Consider the following 19,844-nt stretch of genomic DNA (forward strand, 5'->3'; position numbering starts at 1 on the left):
CTGGGCTTGTTGACGTACGGAAGGTGAACAAAAGTTCCTGGGCGGCGAGGAATGGCTGGATCTTGACGGGTCTCGGACAGTTCGGCCACGTCAAGGCAGTGTCCTAATCACACATCACTCGGTTAGATGAGTGTGGACACCAGAACGCCGCGGTTCGACGACCAGCCCGCCCTGAGTATGACCAAGGTGGACTGCGACCCCGCGCAGGTCATCGTCAACCACGCCAGCTTCCGGGTGCAGCTCGCCCCGGGCCAGCGCACACGCCTGCGCCCCGTGCCCCCCGCACACGCCCGGATCCCCGCCATGAGCGGCGCGGGGGGCCGCAGGCGGGCTCCCGTCGTCTGGAGCGGCAGGTCGGAGCCCGGCGACCCAGGAGCGACCGGACTCCTGCAGGCCGTACGGAACTCCACCGCAGGCCACCTCGGCACCAGGCCCGGCGGGGACGCAGGCGTCGGCACGCAGGTCATCCCGCGCCTCGACGAGACCCAGCCCAACCCCGTATTCATCGCCCCCCAGCCCGGACCGGGCCGCACCGGACCCATGCTGCCGCCCATGCGGCAGGCCCTCGGCGCCTACGACCCCGTCGATACGGGACACCGCGACCCCTACGACGACGAACCCGACGACACCGCCCACGAACGACGCCACGCCAACGACACCGTCCGGCACGCCTACTACCCCGGGCGCCGGATGAACCTCGGCGTCGTCCTGCTCCCCCTGCGCGTCTTCCTCGGCTTCATCTCCATCTACGCCGGCATGGGCAAACTCTGCGACCCCGTGTACTTCGAGGGCGGCGACCGAGGCTCCATGGTCAAGTGGCTCACCTCGCTGCAGCCCTGGGCCCTGGCCGAACCGCTGCGCGACTTCGCGCTCTCCCACCCCGTCGGCGCCGGACTCTCCGTCGCCTTCCTCCAGGTCGTCGTCGGCGTCCTCACCGTCCTCGGCCTCTGGCAGCGCGTCGCAGCCACCTTCGGCGCCCTGCTCTCCGCCGCCCTCCTCGTCACGGTCAGCTGGCGCAGCGTCGCCGCGTACGAAACACCCGACATCATCTTCCTGGCGGCCTGGAGCCCCCTCGTCATCGCGGGCGCTCCCGTCTACTCCCTCGACGGACGCCTCGCCGGAGAGGCCTGGCGCAAGCTCGGCCCCCGCTCCGAGCTCTGGGACCTCCGCCGCCGCGTCCTGCGCCGCGGCACCGTGGTCGCCACCGTCGTCGTCGGCCTGACCCTCCTCGTCGGCTCCATGCTCGGCGGAGCCGTCCGCTCCACCGAGGTCGTCACCGTCCCCGGCCCCAACGGCAACCCGACCAACCAGCTCCCCGGATCCCCGCTCCCCGAGAAGTCCGCCGCCAAGCGCAAGCCCTCCGGCACCCCCGAGGAACGCAGCCCCGAACCCTCCCCCTCCAGCACGTCCAGCAGCCCGACAGCCGAGGAATCCACCCCGGGCGCCGACTCCGTCCGCGAATCCGGCCAGGCCACCGGAGCAAGCACCGGACAGCCCAGCCAGACCCAGGGCACCGGCCGGCAGAGTCCCCGGGAATCGACCCCGGAGCAGCCCCCGGCCAGCAGCGCGGGCCCCACCTCCTCCGGCGGCAGCAACTCCGGCGGCGGCTCCACGGGCGGCGGCTCGGACAGCGGCGGCTCGGGCAGCGGCGGCTCGGACGGCGGCGGCTCCACCGGCGGCGCCGGCCAGAACCCCATCGGTGGCCTGCTCGGCTGACACCCGCGCCCCACACCGGCAGACACCCGCACCACACACCGCGAGGGCGGCCACCGGATACCCGGTGGCCGCCCTCGTACACGTCCGCAGCGCCGCCTCAGCCACCCATCCGGGAGCCCAGCTCCTTCGCCGCCTCCGTCAGATCCTTCGCCGTATCGATGGCCCGCCAGTACGCCCCGTGCGGCAACGGGAAACCGGCCAGCCGCCGCTCCCGGGCCAGCCGCGGGAACGTCGTCCGCTCATGATCGCCCCGATCCGGCAGCAGCGAGGTGAACGCCGGCGCGAACACGTACACGCCCGCATTGATCAGGTACGGAGACGGGGGCGACTCGATGAAGTCCGTGATGTGCCCGAACGCATCCGTCTCCACCGCACCCCACGGAATCCGCGGACGGGCCAGTGCGAGCGTGGCAGTGGCATCCCGCTCGGCGTGGAACGCCGCCATCTCGCGCAAGGAGAAACGCGTCCAGATGTCGCCGTTCGTCGCGTACCACGGCTCCGACGGATCGGGCAGCCGCGCCGCGGCATGCTTCAGACCGCCGCCCCGGCCCAGAGGCTCGGTCTCGACGACGGTCGTCACACGCAACGGAAGATCGGCCGAGGCCAGCCACTCCTGCAGTACATCGGCAAGATGGCCGCACGAGACCACGGCGTCGGTGACACCCTCGGCGGCCAGCCAGGAAAGCTGATGGCCGATGATCGGGGTCCCGGTCCCCGGGATCTCGACCATCGGCTTGGGACGGTCATCGGTGTACGGGCGCAGCCGCGAGCCCTGGCCACCCGCCAGGATCACGGCCTGCGTCGGAAACGTATGCATGCCAGGCACGATATGCCGTGCCCGCGCACACTCGGCTCAGCTGAACTGCGCGACGCCCGAAGCGAACGACGTGTCGCAGACCGGACGGGAGAAGCGGTGCGCCCGCGTCGGGCCGTACTGGTCGACGGCCGCCTTGCCCAGCGCCTTCGCGATCGACATGCAGTAACCGGCCAGCGACGGACGCGCTTCCACCGTGCGCTGGAGCTCGGTCAGCGCGATACCCGGGTCCTTCTCCCGCAGCTCCTGGAGCAGCCTGTCCCGCAGAACATCCTGCGGCGCGCGCGCCTTGGCACGCTTGGACACGGTCTCCGAGGCCGCGGTCAGCAGATGCGACTCGGCGTTGTGTGCCGACCACGGCACGCGGGTGACCGCGAGAGTCCCGGAGAGGACCATGACGACGGGCAGTACGAGAGCGAGGGTTCGGCCGATTCGGCGCGCGGTGTGGGTCACGCAGGCGAGCGTAGCGGTCAGTGATGACTTGGCGACATTTCGTCACTCCTGCGGGGGATGGTTCGAGGTGACCTTTCGAATTCCTGATTGACGAAACGGGGTGAAATGGCCGTCGTACCGGGATATTTGGGGCAGTCCGCAACTGAAACCCGCAGGCGATCGATTCATGCAGACGGCCCCGCACTCTCCGGAGCACGGAGCTCGGAGAGTGCGGGGCCGTCGTACGGCGTGAACGACGTCAGTCGGTGAGGCGCTCACCGGTCGAGGTCGCGAAGACGTGCAGCTCGTCCGGGCGCGGCACGACGTGCAGCTCGGTGCCCTTCTCCGGCACGGCACGGCCGCCGACACGGACGACCAGGTCCTTGTGCTGGCCACCGACCTGCGCGGCGCCGTAGACGAAACCGTCGGCGCCGAGCTCCTCGACGACGTTGACGGAGACGGCGAGACCGGCCGGGGCGTCGGCCGAACCCTTGGTGAGGGTCTGCGCGACGGCGCCACCGTGCTCGACGATGTCGAAGTGCTCGGGCCGGATGCCGACGGTGACGGTCGTGTCACCACGGTCCGCGGCGGCGGAGAGCGCCGCACGGGAGACCGGGACGACGCTGTTGCCGAACTTGACGCCGCCGTCCGTGATCGGAACCTCGACGAGGTTCATCGCCGGGGAACCGATGAAGCCGGCCACGAAGAGGTTCACCGGGCGGTCGTACATGTTGCGCGGCGAGTCGACCTGCTGGAGCAGACCGTCCTTGAGGACCGCGACCCGGTCACCCATGGTGAGGGCCTCGACCTGGTCGTGGGTCACGTACACCGTGGTGATGCCGAGGCGGCGCTGCAGCGAGGCGATCTGCGTACGCGTCGACACACGGAGCTTGGCGTCGAGGTTCGACAGCGGCTCGTCCATGAGGAAGACCTGCGGCTCACGCACGATCGCGCGGCCCATCGCCACACGCTGACGCTGACCACCGGAGAGCGCCTTCGGCTTGCGGTCCAGGTACTCGGTGAGGTCGAGCATCTTGGCGGCCTCTTCGACCTTCGCCCGGATCTCCGCCTTGTTGATCCCGGCGATCTTCAGCGCGAAGCCCATGTTGTCCGCGACGGACATGTGCGGGTAGAGCGCGTAGTTCTGGAACACCATGGCGATGTCCCGGTCCTTCGGGGGCAGGTGCGTGACGTCGCGGTCACCGATGCGGATCGCACCGCCGTTGACGTCCTCGAGACCCGCGAGCATGCGCAGGGAGGTCGACTTGCCACAACCGGAGGGACCGACGAGGACGAGGAACTCACCGTCTTCGATGTCGATCTCGAGCTGGTCCACGGCCGGCTTCGTGGAGCCGGGGTAGACGCGGGACGCCTTGTCGAACGTGACACTGGCCATGCTGAATCTTCTCCTCCACCGGCAGGAACGTGCCGGACGATCCGAGTAAGGGAGTGGTCTGGTCCACTTGAATGGGCCTGACGTGACGCTACCTGGCGATTTCGGATCTGTCAGTACTTCGAGGTCCCGAATATTGAGCAGGTTCCGGTCCCGGCGTTGGTTACACTGCTTCCGCTGCCTCCTTAGCTCAGTCCGGCCAGAGCAACGCACTTGTAATGCGTAGGTCGTCGGTTCGAATCCGACAGGAGGCTCAACGAAAAGCCCAGCTCAGATACATTCTGAGCTGGGCTTTCTTCGCTTCGGCGGAAAGTTTCGGTCTCAGTTGGTTGCTAGCAGACCGTCGGGATGCCGTTCTTCACCACCGTGTGGAGGAGGTCGGAATCGGCGATGTTTCAGGGTCCCCTTGGCATCGGCCGTCGTCCGGCAGGCGGTGATACTCACCGTCGGTGCGTAACAGCCCGCCGTCGCGCCGGCTGCGAAGTTCGAGGTGGCACACCGGACGTCCCCTTCGCGCTGCGACTCGAAGACGACGCGGCCGCTGATCGTCTTCGCGCTCGACGTCGGGTTCTGCGCGACCAGAACGCCCTGCGCATCGTTGCTGCTGTTGAGCACGATGCACGTCTTCAGCTTGAGCCCGCTGGTGGGGTGCGTCAGGTAGTCGGTGCAGTGCCAGTTCGCATTGGTCTTCACCGGCTTCCAGTTGACCGTCTCACTCGCATGCGCGGGTTGCGCGACGACGAGCACCCCACATGCGGCGAGCGCTGTCACAGCAGCTCTTCCCCTACGCGCCATTGACCGGTCCCTCCTCTACCGGCTCACCATGTGCGGGCCGGAACCGGCGGTAGCCCAGCGATCTCGCAGGTCGTAGCCGGGGCGGGCCGTGCGGTCAGTGCCGGCCCGAGATACGGTCCGCCAGTTTCGCGATGCGGTCCGTGCCCGGGTGCGGGGACGTCGTTTCGCGGCGGTCGGCGGTGCGGTAGGCGGCGTACAGGCCGTGGACGCCGAGCCAGCGGAAGGGTTCGGGCTCCCAGCGGCGGACCTTGTGGTTGACCCAGGGCAGGGCGGTCAGGTCGGTGGGGCCGGCTTGGCCGGAGTCCTGCTGGATGAGGTCGCGCAGCGTGCGGGCGGCGAGGTTGGCGGTGGCGACGCCGGAACCCACGTAGCCGCCGGCCCAGCCGAGGCCCGTCGAGCGGTCCAGGGTGACGGTGGCGCACCAGTCGCGGGGGACGGCGAGTACGCCGGACCAGGCGTGGTCGATGCGGGTGCCTGCTGTGGTGGGGAAGAGGCGGACGAGCAGGTCGCGCAGGGCTTCGATGGTGGCGGGCTGGGTGCGGCCGTCGTTGTCCGTGGCGGAGCCGTAGCGGTAGGGGACGCCCCGGCCGCCGAGCGCGATGCGGTCGTCCGCGGTGCGCTGGGCGTACATGTAGGAGTGCGCCATGTCGTTGAGGGTTTCGCGGCCTTCCCAGCCGATGGTGTCCCAGAGGGCCTTGGGGAGGGGCTCGGTGACGATCATGGAGGAGTTCATGGGGAGCCAGGTGCGTTTCTGGCCCTTGAGGGCGGCGGTGAAGCCTTCGGTGCAGCGCAGGATGTACGGGGCGCGGACCGTTCCGTAGGGGGTGACGGCGTGTTTGGGCTTGATCTCGGTGACGGTGGTGGATTCGTGGATCGTGACGCCGAGGGCTTCCACGGTGTCGGCGAGGCCCTTGACGAGCTTGGCGGGGTGCAGGCGTGCGCCGTGCGGGGTCCAGGTGGAGCCGACGGCTCCGGTGACGCGGATGCGTTCGGCGGTCTCGCGGGCGCCGCGCAGGACGCGGTCGGTCTCGCCGAAGGCGATCTCGACGGAGTGATGGTCCTTGAGGCGGGCGAGCTGGGCCGGGGTGTGGGCGATCTCGAGAACGCCGCCGTGGTGGATGTCGGCGTCGATGTGCTCGTCGGCGGCGGTGCGGATGACCTCGTCGACGGTGTCGTTCATGGCTTGCTGGAGGCGTACGGCGGCGTCGTGTCCGTGGAGCCGGGCGTAGCGGTCGCGGCCCGCGATGCCGTTGTAGAGCCAGCCGCCGTTGCGGCCGGAGGCGCCGTAGCCGCAGAACTTGGCTTCGAGGACGGTGATGTTGAGGAAGGGGACGGCCTTCTTGAGGTAGTAGGCCGTCCAGAGGCCGGTGTAGCCGCCGCCGACGATGCAGATGTCGGCGGTGGTGTCGCCGGGCAGGGGTTCGCGGGGGGCGGGGGTGCCCTCGTGTGCGTACCAGAATGAAATGCCGCCGTTGACGGTACTGACGGTGCTCATGTGTCCCCTGCTTGTCCGTGTGCAGCCGAGTCGCTGGGGGGACGTTACTGCGCGGCCGGGGGTTTCGTCGTGCGGGGTCCTGGGGGCCGGGGCGTGGCCGGGGTTCCGGTGGGGCAGGCGGAGGTGGCCGGCCGGGTGGTGTGTGGGGGCCTTTAGGCTGCGTCCATGATTCGTGTTGCTACTGCTGCTGATGTTCCTGTCATTCATGCGATGGTCCGTGAGCTCGCCGAGTACGAGAAGGCACTTCACGAGGCGGAGGCCACCGAGGAGCAGTTGCGTGAGGCGCTGTTCGGGGAGCGGCCTGCCGCGTATGCGCATGTAGCGGTGTCGGACGAGGACGGCGAGGTGGTCGGGTTCGCGTTGTGGTTCCTCAACTTCTCGACGTGGCGCGGGGTGCACGGCGTGTATCTGGAGGATCTGTACGTGCGTCCGGAGCGGCGTGGTGGCGGGCACGGGAAGGCGTTGCTCGCCCAGCTGGCGCGGATCTGTGCGGAGCGGGGATACGGGCGCCTGGAGTGGTCGGTGCTGGACTGGAATGCCCCGTCCATCGCGTTCTACGAGTCGTTGGGTGCGCGTCCTCAGGACGAGTGGACGGTGTACCGGCTGACGGACGGGGCGCTCGCGGAGTTGGGTGCGTCCTGAGCGACGTGCTGTCGGGCGCCGTGTTCAGGGGATGAGGACGACCTTGCCCATCGTGCCGCGGGTTTCGAGCGCGCGGTGGGCGGCGGCCGCTTCGGCGAGCGGGTAGCGCTCGACCACGGGGCGGAGGCGGCCGGCGGCGGCTTCGGCGAGGGCCAGGGTTTCCAGGGCACGCGTTCCGGGATGTGACGCCGCGTGTGGCGAGGTCCTCGTCGGTGAAGGTGAGCGGCTGTCCGTCGTGGGGTCCTTTGCCGGACCAGCCGAAGACGATGTGCTGTCCGCCGCTGCCGAGCAGGTCGACGGCGGCTCGGGCGGTGACTCCGCCGACGGAGTCGTACACGACGGTGGCGCGGCGGCCGAGCGCGTCGAGGTGCAGGCGGACCTGGCGGGGCCAGTCGGGGAGGGTGTAGTCGACGGCGAGGTCGGCGCCGTTCGCCTTGACGCGTGCGACTTTGGCGGGTCCGCCGGCGAGGCCGATGACGGTGGCGCCGGTGTTCTTGGCGTGCTGGACGAGGAGGGTGCCGATGCCACCGGCTGCCGCGGTGACGACGGCGACGGAGTCGGGGCCGAGGTCGGTGAACTGCAGGATGCCGAGAGTGGTGCGGCCGGTGCCGATCATCGCGACGGCTTCGGCAGCATCGAGTCCTTCGGGGACCGGGTGGAGCTTGTCGGCGTCGACGGCGGCGAGTTCGGCGTAGCCGCCGGGGGCCATGCCGATGTGGGCGACGACATGGCGGCCGAGCCAGGCGGGGTCGGTGCCTTCGCCGAGTGATTCGACGGTGCCTGCGACTTCGCGGCCGGGGATCGTGGGCAGTTCGACGGGGGCCGGGTAGGGGCCGGTCATGCCTTCGCGCAGGGCTGTGTCGATGAGGTGCACGCCGGCTGCGGCGACGGCGATGCGGACCTGGCCGGGGGCGGGTACAGGGTCGTCGGTCAGTTCGTGGTGGAGGTTCTCGGCGGGGCCGAAGGCATGGAGACGGATGGCTTGCATGGTGGGTTCCCCGGGGTGGTGGGCGACGGTTCGTCGGTCCACCTTCTGACCTCAAGCACCCTTGAGGTCAAGCCCTGCAGGGGTGTCCTGCGCCGTCTTCCCGAGGAGTTTCATGGCCAGGACCGCGGCTTCGATGCCGCTGTTGAACGCGACTTCACTGAGGAGTCCGGGGGCTGCGACCTGGTCGCCCGCGAGGAGGATTCCGTTGCCGCGGTCGACGGCGGGGCGGTCGCGCCAGGTGGTGCCCGGTTGGTCGACGGCGCCTGTGCGGCCGGCCGCGAGGGCTTCGCGTCGCCAGGTGGTGCGGTCGCGCCAGCCGGGGAAGCCGAGGTCGAGCAGTTCCTCGGCGCGGTGGACGGCGTCGGCGCGTGGGGTGCCTGGGGCGAGGGGGATCTGGCCCTGGATGAGCTGTTCGCCTGCGGGGGCGAGGGTGGGGTCCTGGGCGGTGAACCGTTCGATCCAGCCGGGGGCGTCGAGGTCGGAGATGACGAACGGGTCGCCGCGCCGGGTCCGCAGGGCCAGGTCGATCAGGGCGGTCCTGCCGCTGCCCCAGGTCAGGGTGGGGTCGTCGAGCAGCGTGCGGGCGGCGTCCAGGTGGGTGGCGACGATCACCGGGCCGTTGCGTTCGAGGCCGGCGAGGGCGTCGGCGTCGATGCGCCGGGCTGTTTCGATGCGTACGCCGAGGTTCCAGGCGCGTGAGGCCATCCGGTCGACGAGCTGTGCCCAGCCGCCGACGGGGTAGTGGGCCTCGGGCGGCAGCGAGGTGGCGCGGCGGAGCCGTTCCTGTACGAAGGCGGCGGAGAGCGATCCGGGGTCGTGGTGGAAGAGGGCCACGCCCATGTAGTGCGCGGCCGCACGGGCGCCCTCTTCGCCCGTCTGCCCGGTGGCCCAGCTGAGGAAGTCGGTGTCGACGGGGGCGCTGCGGCGGGCGAGGCGGAGCAGGGCGAGGGGCGGGATCCTGCGCAGGGCGCCGTTGCGGCGGAAGAGGAAGCGGGTGCCTTCGAGGGGTGGTACCGAGGCGAGCGGGCCGAGGAGGTTGCGCTTCCTGAGCCAGGTCCAGTGCGGTCCGCGGCGGTAGAGGGCGTGGGGGCCCTCGTTGGTGAGGTAGGGGCCTTCGGCGGTCCTGGCCCGTCCGCCGAGGGTGTGATGGGCCTCGTGGAGGGTGACCGGGACGTGCGATTCGGCGGCGGTGATGGCCGCGGTGAGTCCTGCGAGGCCGCCGCCGACGATGTGGATGCGCTGCATGCTGGGTCTCCTTGCGGTGGGTGCTGCTGTGCAGGGGACGGTTCGGCGGGGCGGGTTTGTGACATCGGGCCGCGGCGTTGTTGTCAGTGGTGTGCGTCACGATGGGGGGCATGGCAGGCAGAGGCAACAGGAGCAGCAGGGGTGCGGGCGCGAAGGACACCGTGGCGGCGGCACGGCGGCCGGAGGTCCGGCTGCCGCCGCTCGTGGCGTACGAGGGGGAGGGGCTGGAGCCGGACGGGGACTACGACGGCGTGCGGTTCGAGGGCGTGGACCTGACGGACGAGTCGGGTCCCGGTGCGCGCTTCATGGACTGTGAGCTGCAGGGATGTGCTCTGGATCGTACGGAGCTGGTCCGGGCCCGGTTCATCGACTCGGTGCTGACGGGTGTGCGGGGTGTGGGCACCGATCTCGCGGGGGCCTCGCTACGGGATGTGGAGGTCGTGGACGCGCGGCTGGGCGGGGTGCAGTTGCACGGTGCGGTGCTGGAGCGGGTGCTGGTGCGGGGCGGGAAGATCGACTACCTGAATCTGCGCACGGCACGGCTGAAGGACGTGGTGTTCGAGGGCTGTGTGCTGTCGGAACCGGACTTCGGGGAGGCGCACCTGGTGCGGGTGGAGTTCCGGGACTGTGTGCTGAAGCGGGCCGACTTCAGTGCTGTGCGGATGGAGTCGGTTGATCTGCGGACGGTTGCCGAGCTCGATATCGCTCGGGGGGTGGAGCGGCTGGCGGGGGCGGTGATCAGTCCGTCCCAGCTGATGGAGCTGGCTCCGGCGTTCGCGGCGCAGATCGGGGTGCGGGTGGAGGCGTAGGGCCTCAGAGGCGGGGGAAGCGGGCCTGCAGGTCCCAGATGACGGGGTTGTCGGCGAGGCCTTCGTGCATGTCGGCCAGGTCGGCGATCAGGTCGTGCAGGAAGTCGCGGGCTTCGCGGCGCAGCAGGGAGTGGCTGAAGGTGAGCGGGGGCTCGTCGCCGGGCATCCAGTCGGCTTCGACGTCGACCCAGCCGAAGCGGCGCTCGAAGAGCATGCGGTCGGACGATTCGGTGAAGTCGAGCTCGGCGTACTGCTGCCGGTGGGAGCGGTTGCCCCGGGGGTCCCGGTCGATCTGTTCGACGATGTCGCAGAGCGCCCAGGCGAAGTCGAGTACGGGCACCCATCCCCAGGCTGTGGATACTTCGCGGTCCGCTTTGGTGTCCGCGAGGTAGACGTCGCCGGAGAAGAGGTCGTGCCGCAGGTCGTGGACGTTCGCGCGGCGGTAGTCGGTCTGCGGGGGGTCCGGGAAGCGCCGGGAGAGGGAGTAGCCGATGTCGAGCACGGTTCGATGGTGTCATGCCCGGTGACCCGCCGGGTCCGGCCCGTCCGCCGCGTGGGGGGGCTGCCCGTCCGCCGCGCGGGGGCGCCGCCCTCCAGGGGTCTTTGGTGACGACAGGCGCCAGGCGGACAACCTGCTACGACAGGAGCCGCTGCTCCTTGGCGACCGAGACCGCGCCCGCCCGGGTGTCGACGCCGAGCTTGTCGTAGATCCGGCCCAGGTGGGTCTTGACCGTGGCCTCGCTGATGAACAGGGCACGCGCGATGTCCCGGTTGCCGAGGCCCTGGGAGAGCTGGCCCAGGATGTCGAGCTCGCGTTCGGTCAGGGTGGGGCGGGGTTTGCGCATGTGGGCCATGACGCGGCTGGCGACGGGCGGGGAAAGGGTGGTGCGGCCCTGTGCCGCCGAGCGGATCGCGGCGAACAGCTCCTCCGGGCGTTCGGCCTTGAGCAGATAGCCGGTGGCGCCCGCCTCGATGGCGCGGGTGATGTCGGCGTCCGTGTCGTAGGTGGTGAGGACGAGGACGTGGACGTTTCCCGTGCCGGCGATACGGCGGGTGGCTTCGACGCCGTCGATACCCGGGCCGAGCTGGAGGTCCATCAGGACGACGTCCGGGGTGAGCCGGGCGGCCAGGGCGACGGCTTCCTCTCCGCTGCCGGCCTCGCCGACGACCTCGATGTCCGGTTCGCTGCCGAGGAGGGCGAGCAGCCCGGCGCGTACGACGGCGTGGTCGTCGCAGAGGAGGATCCGTACTGCTCCGGGGGCGGGCGGTGTCATCGGTGAACCTCCGCAGGGGGTGTGGGTGCGGCGGGCAGGGGGACGGCGGCGGACAGGACCGTTCCCTCGCCCGGCGCCGATTCGATCGTGAGTGTGCCGCCGAGCTGCTGGACCCTGGCGCGCATGGCGGGCAGCCCGTGGCCGCGTACGCCGCCGCCGGGCGGGCGGGGTGACGGCTCGGCCGGGCCGAAGCCGCGGCCGTTGTCGGCGATGTCGAGGACGACACGGTCGTCCAGGTGGGTCAGGGTCAGTCCCGCGGCGGTTGCTTCGGCGTGTTCGCTCACGTTGGCCAGTGCCCCCTGCGCGATCCGCAGCAGCGCCGACTGCACCCGGTCGGGCAGTGGGGCGAGCGGGGTGCCCTCCACATGGCAGCGGACGGCGATCCGGCCGTGCGACTGTGCCGTCTCGCGGGCGGCGAGGGCGTGCAGTGCCGCTTCGAGGCCGCCGCCCTCCGCGAGGTCGGCGGGGGCCAGGTCGTGCACGAAGCGGCGGGCCTCGGCCAGGTTGCGTTCCGCGATGCCGGTTGCCGTCCGGACATGCCGGCGGGCGGCCACCGGATCGGCGTCCCAGGAGCGGTCCGCCGCCTGGAGCAGCATCTGCTGGCTCGACAGTCCCTGGGCGAGGGTGTCGTGGATCTCCATGGAGAGCCGCTGCCGTTCGGCGAGGGTTCCCTCGCGGCGTTCGGTGGCGGCCAGTTCACGCCGGGTGCTCAGCAGGTCGTCGATCAGCTCGCGCTGACGGGAGGCCAGGTCCTGCTGGAGTACGGCCTGGCGCTGCATATGGACGAATACGGCGGTGGCGACGGCCGCGACGGCGGGCGGGGCCAGTACCAGATTCGGGTCGAAGCCTTCGGCCAGCCGCAGTTGCGCGGCGACGACGAACACGGTGAGCAGGGCGACCAGGGCCAGTGCGGCGCGCGGCGGCAGGATCCGCAGCCCGGTGTAGAAGAGCGGTACCGCGCACCACGCGAAGCTCGGGGCGAGCAGGACCAGCACCATCCAGACGACGACGAGGACGCCGAGCCGGATGAGTGGCCCGGGTGTGGGTCGGGGGCCGAGCACCGGGCCCAGGAGATAGAGCACGGCGAGGGTCACCGACAGCGCGATGATCCAAGGCGTGCGGGTTTCGCCGGGATGGCGCATCAGGAAGCGGGCGAGTGAGGCGCCGAGCAGCAGGAAGAACGCGGCATGCGTGAGGAGGGCCAGCCACCGGGCGTCCGGATCGGCGGCCGGGCGGGTGTCCGGGTCGGCGGCCGAGAGGGTGTCCGGGTCGCGCCCGGGGGGCGGGGCCACGGCGGATACCGGCTCGCTTCGGTCCTGCACCTCGTACCTCGCGCTCCCTGCCGATGACCCGGACGACCTGGTGCCGGCCCGCGACGACCTGCTGCCGCCCGCGACCACTGCCGCCCATCTGGTGCCGGCCCCGCGCCGGCCTGTCGGGCCTGCCGCCGGTGCGGTGCCGGCCTGCGCGGATATCCCCATGGTGACCCCAGGGGGCTGCACCGGCATCAACCGATCGGCTGATGGAGCCGTCGGCCGACCTGCGTGCGGCGTCGAGCCGGTACGCCGACCGTACGGGCCCGGATCCGGCCGGAGGATCGATACCGGAGCAGGCACAAGGCCGAGCCGAATCACCGAGGAGCCCCCGATGAAGAAGATGTCTCTGCGCACCCGCGTCCTGACCGGTGCCGTTGCCGCCGCCGCCCTGAGCGCCGCAACCTTCGGTGCGATGTCCGCGAACGCGTCCGCCCCGGCTGCCGCGCCCGCCGCCGCGGTCGAGGCCGACGCCGCCGACCGGAACCTCCAGCAGTCCACCCACCTGACCGTGGCCGCCGCGACGAAGGCCGCGCAGGCCACCCTCGACGCCGCGAAGAAGGAGAACCAGCGTGTCTCGGTCGCCGTGGTCGACCGCAACGGCAACACCCTCGTGACGCTGCGCGGCGACGGCGCGGGCCCGCAGTCCCCCGAGTCCGCCGTGAAGAAGGCGTACACCGCCGTCTCCTGGAACGCCCCCACGTCCGAGCTGGCCGGGCGCCTGGAGCAGGCCCCGAATCTGAAGGACATCCCCGGCACACTGTTCCTGGCGGGCGGCGCACCCGTACAGGTCAAGGGCGCCCCGGTGGCGGGCATCGGAGTGGCTGGGGCCCCCAACGGTGACCTCGACGAGAAGTTCGCCGCGGCAGGCGTCGGGGCCCTGGCGAAGTAGCCGCCCCCTCGTACCCGTACGTCGAAAGGGAGAAGCACATGAACGCCCCCGACCGCCGGCTGCTCGACACCGCCCGTACCGGCGACACCGAAGGAGTACGGGCCGCGCTCGAGGGCGGAGCCCGCGTCGAAGCCCGTGACGAGGAGCTGCGCACCCCGCTGCTCCTGGCGGCACTCGGCGACCATGTCGAGGTGGCGCGGCTGCTGGTCGAGGCGGGCGCCTCTCCCGACGCGCAGGACAACCGCGAGGACAGCCCCTGGCTGGTCACCGGTGTCACCGGCAGTGTCGCGATGCTGCATGTTCTGCTGCCGGCGGGCCCCGATCCGACGCTCCGCAACCGGTTCGGCGGCATCTCGCTGATCCCGGCGAGCGAGCGCGGCCATGTCGCCTACGTACGGGAGGTTCTCCGCGTCACGGACGTCGACGTCGACCACGTCAACCGTCTGGGCTGGACGGCCCTGCTGGAGGCCGTCATCCTCGGCGACGGCGGACGGGCGCACCAGGAGATCGTCGAGGTGCTGCTCGCGGCGGGCGCGACGCCGCGGCTGCCGGACGGCGAGGGGGTCACGGCACTGGAGCACGCGGAGCGTCGCGGGTTTACGGAGATGGTGGCGCTGCTCCGGGGCGCGCACGGCCCCGGGGACACCCGGTGAGCGTCCGCCGGGCGGTGCGACTGTCGTCGACCTGGCCGCAGAGGGTGCCAGAGAGCCGTTGCAGCATCGGTGCCGGCGAACGCTCCCTGGGTACCGCCGTTCTCTGAGCCGCCCCCTGAGCCGTTCCCGGAAATCAACCCGACATTCCACCCATAGGATTACCGGTGTGGATCAGCGACCCCCGGTACGGAGCATGGCGCCCGCCGTCCTGCTGCTCGCCCTCCTGACCCTCGCCACCGGCTGCATCGCCGACACGGGCGGGGTGCGGGGCACACCGGGCGCGGCCGGTCTGCGCGATCCGTACTTCCCCAGGCTCGGCAACGGCGGCTACGACGTCACGCACTACGACCTGACCCTGGCCGTCGACGCGGGGTCGGGTCTGCTGCGCGGCAAGGCGGTGATCACCGCCCGTGCGACCCAGGACCTCAGCGCGTTCAACCTGGACCTGGCGGGGCTCGACGTCGGGCCGGTGACCGTCGAGGGCAGGCCCGCGGCCGTGAACCGGGCGGGCAGTGAACTGACGCTGCGTCCGGACAGTGATGTCGAGGACCGTCTGCGCCGGGGCAGGACCTTCCGTACGGTCGTCCGCTACTCCGGCACCCCGCGGACCTTCACCGATGCCGACGGGTCGAAGGAGGGCTGGCTGCTGACCGGGCGTGGGGCGGTCGCGCTCGGTGAGCCGACCGGTTCCATGGCGTGGTTCCCCGGGAACCACCACCCGAGCGACAAGGCCTCGTACGACATCAGGATCACCGTGCCCGAGGGGCAGAGCGCTGTCTCCAACGGCGAACTGGCGTCCCGGCGTACGGACACAGGGCGTACCGCGTTCCACTGGCGCACCCGTGAACCCATGGCGAGTTATCTCGCGACCGTCGCGGTCGGCCGCTTCACGGTGAAGACGTCGGTCTCCGGGGGCGGTATGCCGGTGATCACCGCCGTGGACCCGGCGACGGCCGGTGAGAGCGCCGCCGTCCTCGCCCGGATCCCGGAGGTTCTTCAGTGGGCGCAGGAGACGTTCGGTCCGTACCCGTTCGCCTCGGCCGGGGCGATCGTCGGGCGGAGCGGGGACGCCGGGTATGCGCTGGAGACCCAGAACCGTCCGTTCTTCCCCGGCCCGCCCGACATCGGGCTGCTCGTCCATGAGCTGGCCCACCAGTGGTTCGGCAATTCCGTCACACCGGAGAGCTGGCGGGACATGTGGCTCAACGAGGGCTTCGCGACGTACGCGGAGTGGCTCTGGAACGAGGAGCACGAGGGCGTACCCGTCCGGGACAGCTTCGATACGGCGTACGAGGACGACGCGAACTGGGCCTTTCCGCCGGGGGATCCGCCGGGCGCCGCGGATCTGTCCCGGCCGCCGGTGTACGGGCGCGGAGCGATGGTCGTCCACCGGATCCGGCAGAGGATGGGCGACGACGAGGCCTTCTTCGCTCTTGTCAGGGGCTGGCTGACGGCACACCGGCACGGCAACGCGTCGACGGAGGACTTCACCGCGTACGCGGAGGAGGAGTCCGGCCTGGATCTGACCACGCTGTGGGACACCTGGCTCAACGGCAGGAGCCGGCCCGCCCGGGGCTGACCGGCTCCCGTGCCGTCGGTCCGGGTTACTTCACGTTGACTCCGCTCCAGGCGGAGTCGACGGCCGCGAGTTCGGCGCTGTCCGCCCCGAACAGGTCGGTCGCCGCCTTCTGCGTCGCGGTGCGGGCGCCCGCGTAGTCGGTGGTCGACGTCATGTAGACGGAGAGGGCCTTGTACCAGATCTGGTAGGCCTTCTGGCGGCCGATGCCGGTGACGGTGGAGCCGTCGGCGGTCGACGAGTCGTAGTCGACACCGTTGATGGTCTTCGCGCCGCTGCCCTCGGCCAGCAGGTAGAAGAAGTGGTTGGCGACGCCGGAGGAGTAGTGGACGTCCAGGTCGCCGACGCCGGAGTCCCAGTAGTCCGCCGAACCGCCGTCCTTGCTGGGCTTGTCCATGTAGCGCAGGGGGGTGCCGTCGCCGTTGATGTCGATCTTCTCGCCGATGAGGTAGTCCCCGGCGTCGGTGCTGTTGTCCGCGAAGAACTCGACGGAGGTGCCGAAGATGTCGCTGGTCGCCTCGTTGAGTCCACCGGACTCGCCGGAGTAGTCGAGGTTGGCGGTGGCGGCGGTGAGCCCGTGGCTCATCTCGTGGCCGGCGACGTCGATCGCGGTGAGCGCGCTCTTGTTGTCGGCCCCGTCGCCGTACGTCATGCAGAAGCAGCTGTCGTCCCAGAAGGCGTTGACGTAGGCGTTGCCGAAGTGGACCCGGGAGTACGCGGCCTTGCCGTCGCCGGCTATGCCGTCGCGGCCGAGCTCGGACTTGTAGAAGTCCCAGGTCTTCGCGGCGCCGTAGTGGGCGTCGACAGCGGCGGTCTGGCGGTCGTTGCCGGTGCCGTCGCCCCAGGTGTCGTCGGCGTCGGTGACGAGGTCGCCGGTGCCGGTCTGGCCCTGGTTGAGGTCGTACGTCTTGTGGCCGCCGCGGTCGCCGTCGGTGAGGTCGAAGCCCGAGCCGCCGGGTGTGGTCGTCAGGGTGACCTGCCCGCTGTACTGGCTGTTGCCGGTGCCGGTCTCGACGCCCTCGAAGCTGTGCAGCTTCTTGCCGGTGGCGGCGTCCGTGATGGTGTGCAGCTTGCTGGGTGTGCCGTCCTTCTTCACACCTGACGTGACGGTCTCGAAGGCGAGCACGGGCTTGCCTGTTCCCGCCCAGACGACCTTGCGCGCATGTGCCGCCGACTTCAGCCCGGGCTGTGTCGACGGCACGGCTATGCGGGACTCGGTGGCCTTGTCCACGCCCTTGAGGCTGCCGTCGGACGCGGTGTGGGTGACGAGGTCGCCGCCGAGGACCGGGAGCCCTGCGTAGGTGCGCTCGTAGCGGGTGTGCACGGTGCCATGGGCGTCCTTGATCACGTCACGGGCGATCAGCTTCTCCTGGCTGCCGAGGTCGAGGGACCCGGCGGCCGCGGTGGCGTCGGTCTGTGCGGCGCGGATGGCCGAGCTGCGCTGCGAGGCGGTGTTCACGCCGAGTGCGGTGGCGGGCGCGGTGCGGGTGGAAGAGGCGGTGTCGTCGGGGGTGTTGGGGTTGGCCGTGGCCGAACCGGTCTGTACGCCGACGACGACCATCGCGGCAACTGCGGCCAGGGCAGCGGTGCGACGGGTGTTCATGTGGGGGGTCATGCCTTCTCCGTTGCTCGTTCCTGTGGGGGTTACGAGCGGAGAGCGTGCCATCGAATGAACGACTTTGACCGTGTGCCGACAAATGCCTCACAAGTTTTTGACCAGTTCTTGTCCGACTGGGGCGGGATCGTGTCCGCTATGCGGCGGGCGGCAGGTGCTCGTTGCGTCATGACGCACGGGAGCCCCCGGCCGACAGAGTCGGCCGGGGGCTCCCGGAGCGAACTGTTACGTCAGAGGTTGACGCCGAAGTCCTGGGCGATGCCACGCAGGCCCGAGGCGTAGCCCTGGCCGACCGCGCGGAACTTCCACTCCGCGCCGTTGCGGTAGAGCTCGCCGAAGACCATGGCGGTCTCGGTGGCGGCGTCCTCGCTCAGGTCGTAGCGGGCGAGCTCGGTGCCGCCGGCCTGGTTGATGATGCGGATGAACGCGTTGCGCACCTGGCCGAAGTTCTGGGTGCGGGTCTCGGCGTCGTAGATGGAGACCGGGAAGACGATCTTGTCGATGTCCGCCGGGAGGCCGGCCAGGTTGACGTTGATCTGCTCGTCGTCGCCCTCGCCCTGGCCCGTGACGTTGTCACCGGTGTGAACGATGGTCTGGTCCGGCGTCGCCTTGTTGTTGAAGAAGACGAAGTGGCCGTCGGAGAACACCTTGCCGGCCGTGTTGACCGCGATCGCCGAGGCGTCGAGGTCGAAGTCGGTGCCGGTGGTGGTGCGGACGTCCCAGCCGAGGCCGACCGTGACGGCGGTCAGGCCCGGTGCCTCCTTGGTGAGCGAGACGTTGCCGCCCTTGGACAGGCTTACTGCCATGGGAAGTCCCTTTCCTCGTCATGTGCGGGCTTCGTGCCATCACGAAAGCTACCGTCACACGTCATAACGCAGGCAATAGACCACGAGGTTCCTGCTCGCTTTACTTTCTTTGCCGAACTTCTGGCCGAACGCCCGCAAAAGAAGGTGACGAACAGGCTGTGGGCCAGGGAACATGGGTGTCATGTCCGGGCCCTATGTCATCCGCGGCTCGGTCTCCCTGCCGGAGGCCGAGCTCATGTGGCGTTTCTCGCGGTCCTCGGGGCCCGGCGGGCAGCACGTCAACACCAGCGACTCCCAGGTGGAGCTCCGGTTCGACCTGGCGGCCACCGAGGTGCTGCCGGAGGTCTGGAAGGCGCGGGCGCTGGATCGGCTGGCGGGCAGGCTCGTGGGGGGTGTCGTGGCGGTACGCGCCTCGGAGCACCGCTCCCAGTGGCGCAACCGCGAGACGGCCGCCGTGCGGCTCGCCGCCCTCCTGGCGGAGGCCACGGCCCCGCCGCCGAAGCCGCGCCTCAAGAAGAAGATTCCGCGGGGCATCAACGAGCGCCGGCTGCGCGAGAAGAAGCAGCGCGGCGACACGAAGCGGGGCCGCTCCGGCCGCGACTGGTGACGGCTGCGGATCCGTTGCGAGGGCCCCGGATGCCTTGCGAGGGCAGTGACAGCCGCGCACCCGTCGCGCAGGCCGCCGTCGCGTCCGTGCCGGTCAGCCCAGTTGGCGGTAGCGGCCCTTGAAGTACGCGAGCGGTTCGCCGTCCGCGCTCGGCAGTCCGGCGGTCAGTACCCGCCCGATCACCAGCGTGTGGTCACCCGCCAGGACCCGCTGTTCCGTACGGCACTCCAGGGTGGCGAGCGCTCCGTCGACCAGCGGCGCACCCGTCACCTCTCCGCGTACGGAGGGGATGTCCGCGAACAGCAGCCGGTCGCTGATCCGGCCCTTCATGGCGAACCGTCCAGCGATGTGCCGCTGGCTCTCCGAGAGCACCGACACCGCCCACAGCGGCTGCTCGGCCAGCAGGTCGTCCATCCGTGAGTCGTTGCGCAGGCTCACCATCACCAGCGGGGGATCCAGGGAGACCGAGACGAAAGCGGTCGCCGTCATCCCCACGTCCTCGCCGCGGCCGTGCTCGTCGAGCGGCGGTTCCTGGGCGGTGATCAGCACCACACCGGCGGCCAGTCGGGCCAGGGCGGCGCGGAATTCGTCGTTGCTCACCCCCTCAGCATGGGGGACGGCTTCGGAGCGTGGGCCGGGGGGAGTTGTCTGCAGCACATCCGGCACGCTAGTGCCGGACGGTGCGCGGTCGCATCGGTCCGGGGGACCAGCCGGGTCCTAGGACTCCGGACCCGTCGGTTCGGCCCCCGGCCCGGGGCGCCGCCGGAAGTGCTGCGGAT

At 70.6% G+C, this 19,844-nt stretch carries 19 protein-coding genes, 1 tRNA gene and 1 pseudogene; 8 read left to right on the forward strand and 13 right to left on the reverse strand.

The annotated features are described in order from the left end of the window. Positions 1–126: 126 nt before the first annotated feature. Entirely contained in the window at positions 127–1,716 is a 1,590-nt protein-coding gene (locus ACFWBQ_RS18160) for a DoxX family membrane protein (protein WP_385489550.1), read from the forward strand. Between the two features lie 97 nt (positions 1,717–1,813). Here the strand turns inward: ACFWBQ_RS18160 and ACFWBQ_RS18165 are convergent, their stop codons facing one another. From ACFWBQ_RS18165 to ACFWBQ_RS18175, 3 genes are all read right to left on the reverse strand, one after another. Next, positions 1,814–2,533 (reverse strand): NDP-sugar synthase, encoded by a 720-nt coding sequence (locus ACFWBQ_RS18165; protein WP_385489553.1) that lies wholly within the window; start codon positions 2,531–2,533, stop codon positions 1,814–1,816. 36 nt (positions 2,534–2,569) lie between these two features. Then, complete coding sequence (locus tag ACFWBQ_RS18170) at positions 2,570–2,983, reverse strand: hypothetical protein (RefSeq protein ID WP_385489556.1); 414 nt, start codon at positions 2,981–2,983, stop codon at positions 2,570–2,572. Between the two features lie 238 nt (positions 2,984–3,221). Continuing rightward, on the reverse strand, positions 3,222–4,358 hold the full coding sequence (locus ACFWBQ_RS18175) for an ABC transporter ATP-binding protein (RefSeq protein ID WP_385489558.1): 1,137 nt from the start codon (positions 4,356–4,358) through the stop codon (positions 3,222–3,224). Positions 4,359–4,534: 176 nt separating this feature from the next. Between ACFWBQ_RS18175 and ACFWBQ_RS18180 the strand changes: the two genes are divergently transcribed. Beyond that, a tRNA-Thr gene (locus ACFWBQ_RS18180) sits at positions 4,535–4,609 on the forward strand. Positions 4,610–4,676: 67 nt separating this feature from the next. Here ACFWBQ_RS18180 and ACFWBQ_RS18185 read toward each other — a convergent pair. Next, a complete protein-coding gene (locus ACFWBQ_RS18185) occupies positions 4,677–5,126 on the reverse strand; it encodes a hypothetical protein (RefSeq protein ID WP_385489561.1) in 450 nt (149 codons plus the stop codon). Between the two features lie 118 nt (positions 5,127–5,244). Then, positions 5,245–6,645 (reverse strand): NAD(P)/FAD-dependent oxidoreductase, encoded by a 1,401-nt coding sequence (locus ACFWBQ_RS18190; RefSeq protein WP_385489564.1) that lies wholly within the window; start codon positions 6,643–6,645, stop codon positions 5,245–5,247. Positions 6,646–6,810: 165 nt separating this feature from the next. Between ACFWBQ_RS18190 and ACFWBQ_RS18195 the strand changes: the two genes are divergently transcribed. Further along, the gene (locus ACFWBQ_RS18195; RefSeq protein WP_385489567.1) at positions 6,811–7,287 is read left to right on the forward strand and encodes a GNAT family N-acetyltransferase; all 477 of its coding nucleotides are present in this window, start codon (positions 6,811–6,813) and stop codon (positions 7,285–7,287) included. Positions 7,288–7,311: 24 nt separating this feature from the next. Here the strand turns inward: ACFWBQ_RS18195 and ACFWBQ_RS18200 are convergent. Both ACFWBQ_RS18200 and ACFWBQ_RS18205 read right to left on the reverse strand, forming a co-directional pair. Continuing rightward, positions 7,312–8,275: pseudogene (locus tag ACFWBQ_RS18200) on the reverse strand (zinc-binding dehydrogenase). Positions 8,276–8,326: 51 nt separating this feature from the next. Continuing rightward, positions 8,327–9,520 carry an NAD(P)-binding protein gene (locus ACFWBQ_RS18205; protein ID WP_385489570.1) on the reverse strand — a complete coding sequence of 398 codons (1,194 nt, stop codon included), beginning with the start codon at positions 9,518–9,520 and terminating at the stop codon, positions 8,327–8,329. Between the two features lie 101 nt (positions 9,521–9,621). On the opposite strand from ACFWBQ_RS18205, the gene ACFWBQ_RS18210 reads away from it, so the two are divergent. Then, complete coding sequence (locus tag ACFWBQ_RS18210) at positions 9,622–10,329, forward strand: pentapeptide repeat-containing protein (RefSeq protein WP_385489573.1); 708 nt, start codon at positions 9,622–9,624, stop codon at positions 10,327–10,329. 4 nt (positions 10,330–10,333) lie between these two features. Here the strand turns inward: ACFWBQ_RS18210 and ACFWBQ_RS18215 are convergent, their stop codons facing one another. From ACFWBQ_RS18215 to ACFWBQ_RS18225, 3 genes are all read right to left on the reverse strand, one after another. Next, positions 10,334–10,831 (reverse strand): hypothetical protein, encoded by a 498-nt coding sequence (locus tag ACFWBQ_RS18215; protein ID WP_385489575.1) that lies wholly within the window; start codon positions 10,829–10,831, stop codon positions 10,334–10,336. Positions 10,832–10,964: 133 nt separating this feature from the next. Further along, positions 10,965–11,603, reverse strand: coding sequence for a response regulator (locus ACFWBQ_RS18220; RefSeq protein ID WP_385489578.1), 639 nt, complete (start codon positions 11,601–11,603; stop codon positions 10,965–10,967). Beyond that, on the reverse strand, positions 11,600–12,925 hold the full coding sequence (locus tag ACFWBQ_RS18225; protein WP_385489581.1) for a sensor histidine kinase: 1,326 nt from the start codon (positions 12,923–12,925) through the stop codon (positions 11,600–11,602). Before ACFWBQ_RS18225 ends, ACFWBQ_RS18220 begins: the two co-directional genes overlap by 4 nt. 325 nt (positions 12,926–13,250) lie before the next feature. On the opposite strand from ACFWBQ_RS18225, the gene ACFWBQ_RS18230 reads away from it, so the two are divergent. From ACFWBQ_RS18230 to ACFWBQ_RS18240, 3 genes are all read left to right on the forward strand, one after another. Continuing rightward, a complete protein-coding gene (locus ACFWBQ_RS18230) occupies positions 13,251–13,808 on the forward strand; it encodes a heme-binding protein (protein ID WP_385489584.1) in 558 nt (185 codons plus the stop codon). Between the two features lie 38 nt (positions 13,809–13,846). Beyond that, the gene (locus ACFWBQ_RS18235; protein WP_385489587.1) at positions 13,847–14,461 is read left to right on the forward strand and encodes an ankyrin repeat domain-containing protein; all 615 of its coding nucleotides are present in this window, start codon (positions 13,847–13,849) and stop codon (positions 14,459–14,461) included. A 193-nt stretch (positions 14,462–14,654) separates the two neighbouring features. Further along, positions 14,655–16,040, forward strand: coding sequence for a M1 family metallopeptidase (locus ACFWBQ_RS18240; protein WP_385489900.1), 1,386 nt, complete (start codon positions 14,655–14,657; stop codon positions 16,038–16,040). Positions 16,041–16,065: 25 nt separating this feature from the next. On the opposite strand, the gene ACFWBQ_RS18245 is transcribed toward ACFWBQ_RS18240, so the two are convergent. Both ACFWBQ_RS18245 and ACFWBQ_RS18250 read right to left on the reverse strand, forming a co-directional pair. Next, a complete protein-coding gene (locus tag ACFWBQ_RS18245) occupies positions 16,066–17,652 on the reverse strand; it encodes a M4 family metallopeptidase (protein WP_385489590.1) in 1,587 nt (528 codons plus the stop codon). 230 nt (positions 17,653–17,882) lie between these two features. Beyond that, positions 17,883–18,458, reverse strand: a complete 576-nt coding sequence (locus tag ACFWBQ_RS18250; protein WP_385489593.1) for a TerD family protein — start codon at positions 18,456–18,458, stop codon at positions 17,883–17,885. A 172-nt stretch (positions 18,459–18,630) separates the two neighbouring features. Between ACFWBQ_RS18250 and arfB the strand changes: the two genes are divergently transcribed. Further along, a complete protein-coding gene (gene arfB / locus ACFWBQ_RS18255) occupies positions 18,631–19,065 on the forward strand; it encodes an alternative ribosome rescue aminoacyl-tRNA hydrolase ArfB (RefSeq protein ID WP_385489596.1) in 435 nt (144 codons plus the stop codon). A 93-nt stretch (positions 19,066–19,158) separates the two neighbouring features. Here arfB and ACFWBQ_RS18260 read toward each other — a convergent pair whose 3' ends face one another. Beyond that, positions 19,159–19,665, reverse strand: a complete 507-nt coding sequence (locus ACFWBQ_RS18260; RefSeq protein ID WP_385489598.1) for a flavin reductase family protein — start codon at positions 19,663–19,665, stop codon at positions 19,159–19,161. Positions 19,666–19,844: the final 179 nt, after the last annotated feature.

Source organism: Streptomyces sp. NPDC060035 (assembly GCF_042736635.1).
In the GTDB taxonomy this organism is placed as follows: domain Bacteria; phylum Actinomycetota; class Actinomycetes; order Streptomycetales; family Streptomycetaceae; genus Streptomyces.

What these genes read in the sequence shown, in the direction of transcription:
- ACFWBQ_RS18240 (WP_385489900.1), top strand. Translation starts at nt 14,655, where the DNA reads ATGGCGCCCGCCGTCCTGCTGCTCGCCCTCCTGACCCTCGCCACCGGC.
- ACFWBQ_RS18160 (WP_385489550.1), top strand. Translation starts at nt 127, where the DNA reads ATGAGTGTGGACACCAGAACGCCGCGGTTCGACGACCAGCCCGCCCTG.
- arfB (WP_385489596.1), top strand. Translation starts at nt 18,631, where the DNA reads ATGGGTGTCATGTCCGGGCCCTATGTCATCCGCGGCTCGGTCTCCCTG.
- ACFWBQ_RS18220 (WP_385489578.1), bottom strand. Translation starts at nt 11,603, where the DNA reads ATGACACCGCCCGCCCCCGGAGCAGTACGGATCCTCCTCTGCGACGAC.
- ACFWBQ_RS18205 (WP_385489570.1), bottom strand. Translation starts at nt 9,520, where the DNA reads ATGCAGCGCATCCACATCGTCGGCGGCGGCCTCGCAGGACTCACCGCG.
- ACFWBQ_RS18245 (WP_385489590.1), bottom strand. Translation starts at nt 17,652, where the DNA reads ATGACCCCCCACATGAACACCCGTCGCACCGCTGCCCTGGCCGCAGTT.
- ACFWBQ_RS18195 (WP_385489567.1), top strand. Translation starts at nt 6,811, where the DNA reads ATGATTCGTGTTGCTACTGCTGCTGATGTTCCTGTCATTCATGCGATG.
- ACFWBQ_RS18250 (WP_385489593.1), bottom strand. Translation starts at nt 18,458, where the DNA reads ATGGCAGTAAGCCTGTCCAAGGGCGGCAACGTCTCGCTCACCAAGGAG.
- ACFWBQ_RS18190 (WP_385489564.1), bottom strand. Translation starts at nt 6,645, where the DNA reads ATGAGCACCGTCAGTACCGTCAACGGCGGCATTTCATTCTGGTACGCA.
- ACFWBQ_RS18165 (WP_385489553.1), bottom strand. Translation starts at nt 2,533, where the DNA reads ATGCATACGTTTCCGACGCAGGCCGTGATCCTGGCGGGTGGCCAGGGC.
- ACFWBQ_RS18175 (WP_385489558.1), bottom strand. Translation starts at nt 4,358, where the DNA reads ATGGCCAGTGTCACGTTCGACAAGGCGTCCCGCGTCTACCCCGGCTCC.
- ACFWBQ_RS18210 (WP_385489573.1), top strand. Translation starts at nt 9,622, where the DNA reads ATGGGGGGCATGGCAGGCAGAGGCAACAGGAGCAGCAGGGGTGCGGGC.
- ACFWBQ_RS18235 (WP_385489587.1), top strand. Translation starts at nt 13,847, where the DNA reads ATGAACGCCCCCGACCGCCGGCTGCTCGACACCGCCCGTACCGGCGAC.
- ACFWBQ_RS18230 (WP_385489584.1), top strand. Translation starts at nt 13,251, where the DNA reads ATGAAGAAGATGTCTCTGCGCACCCGCGTCCTGACCGGTGCCGTTGCC.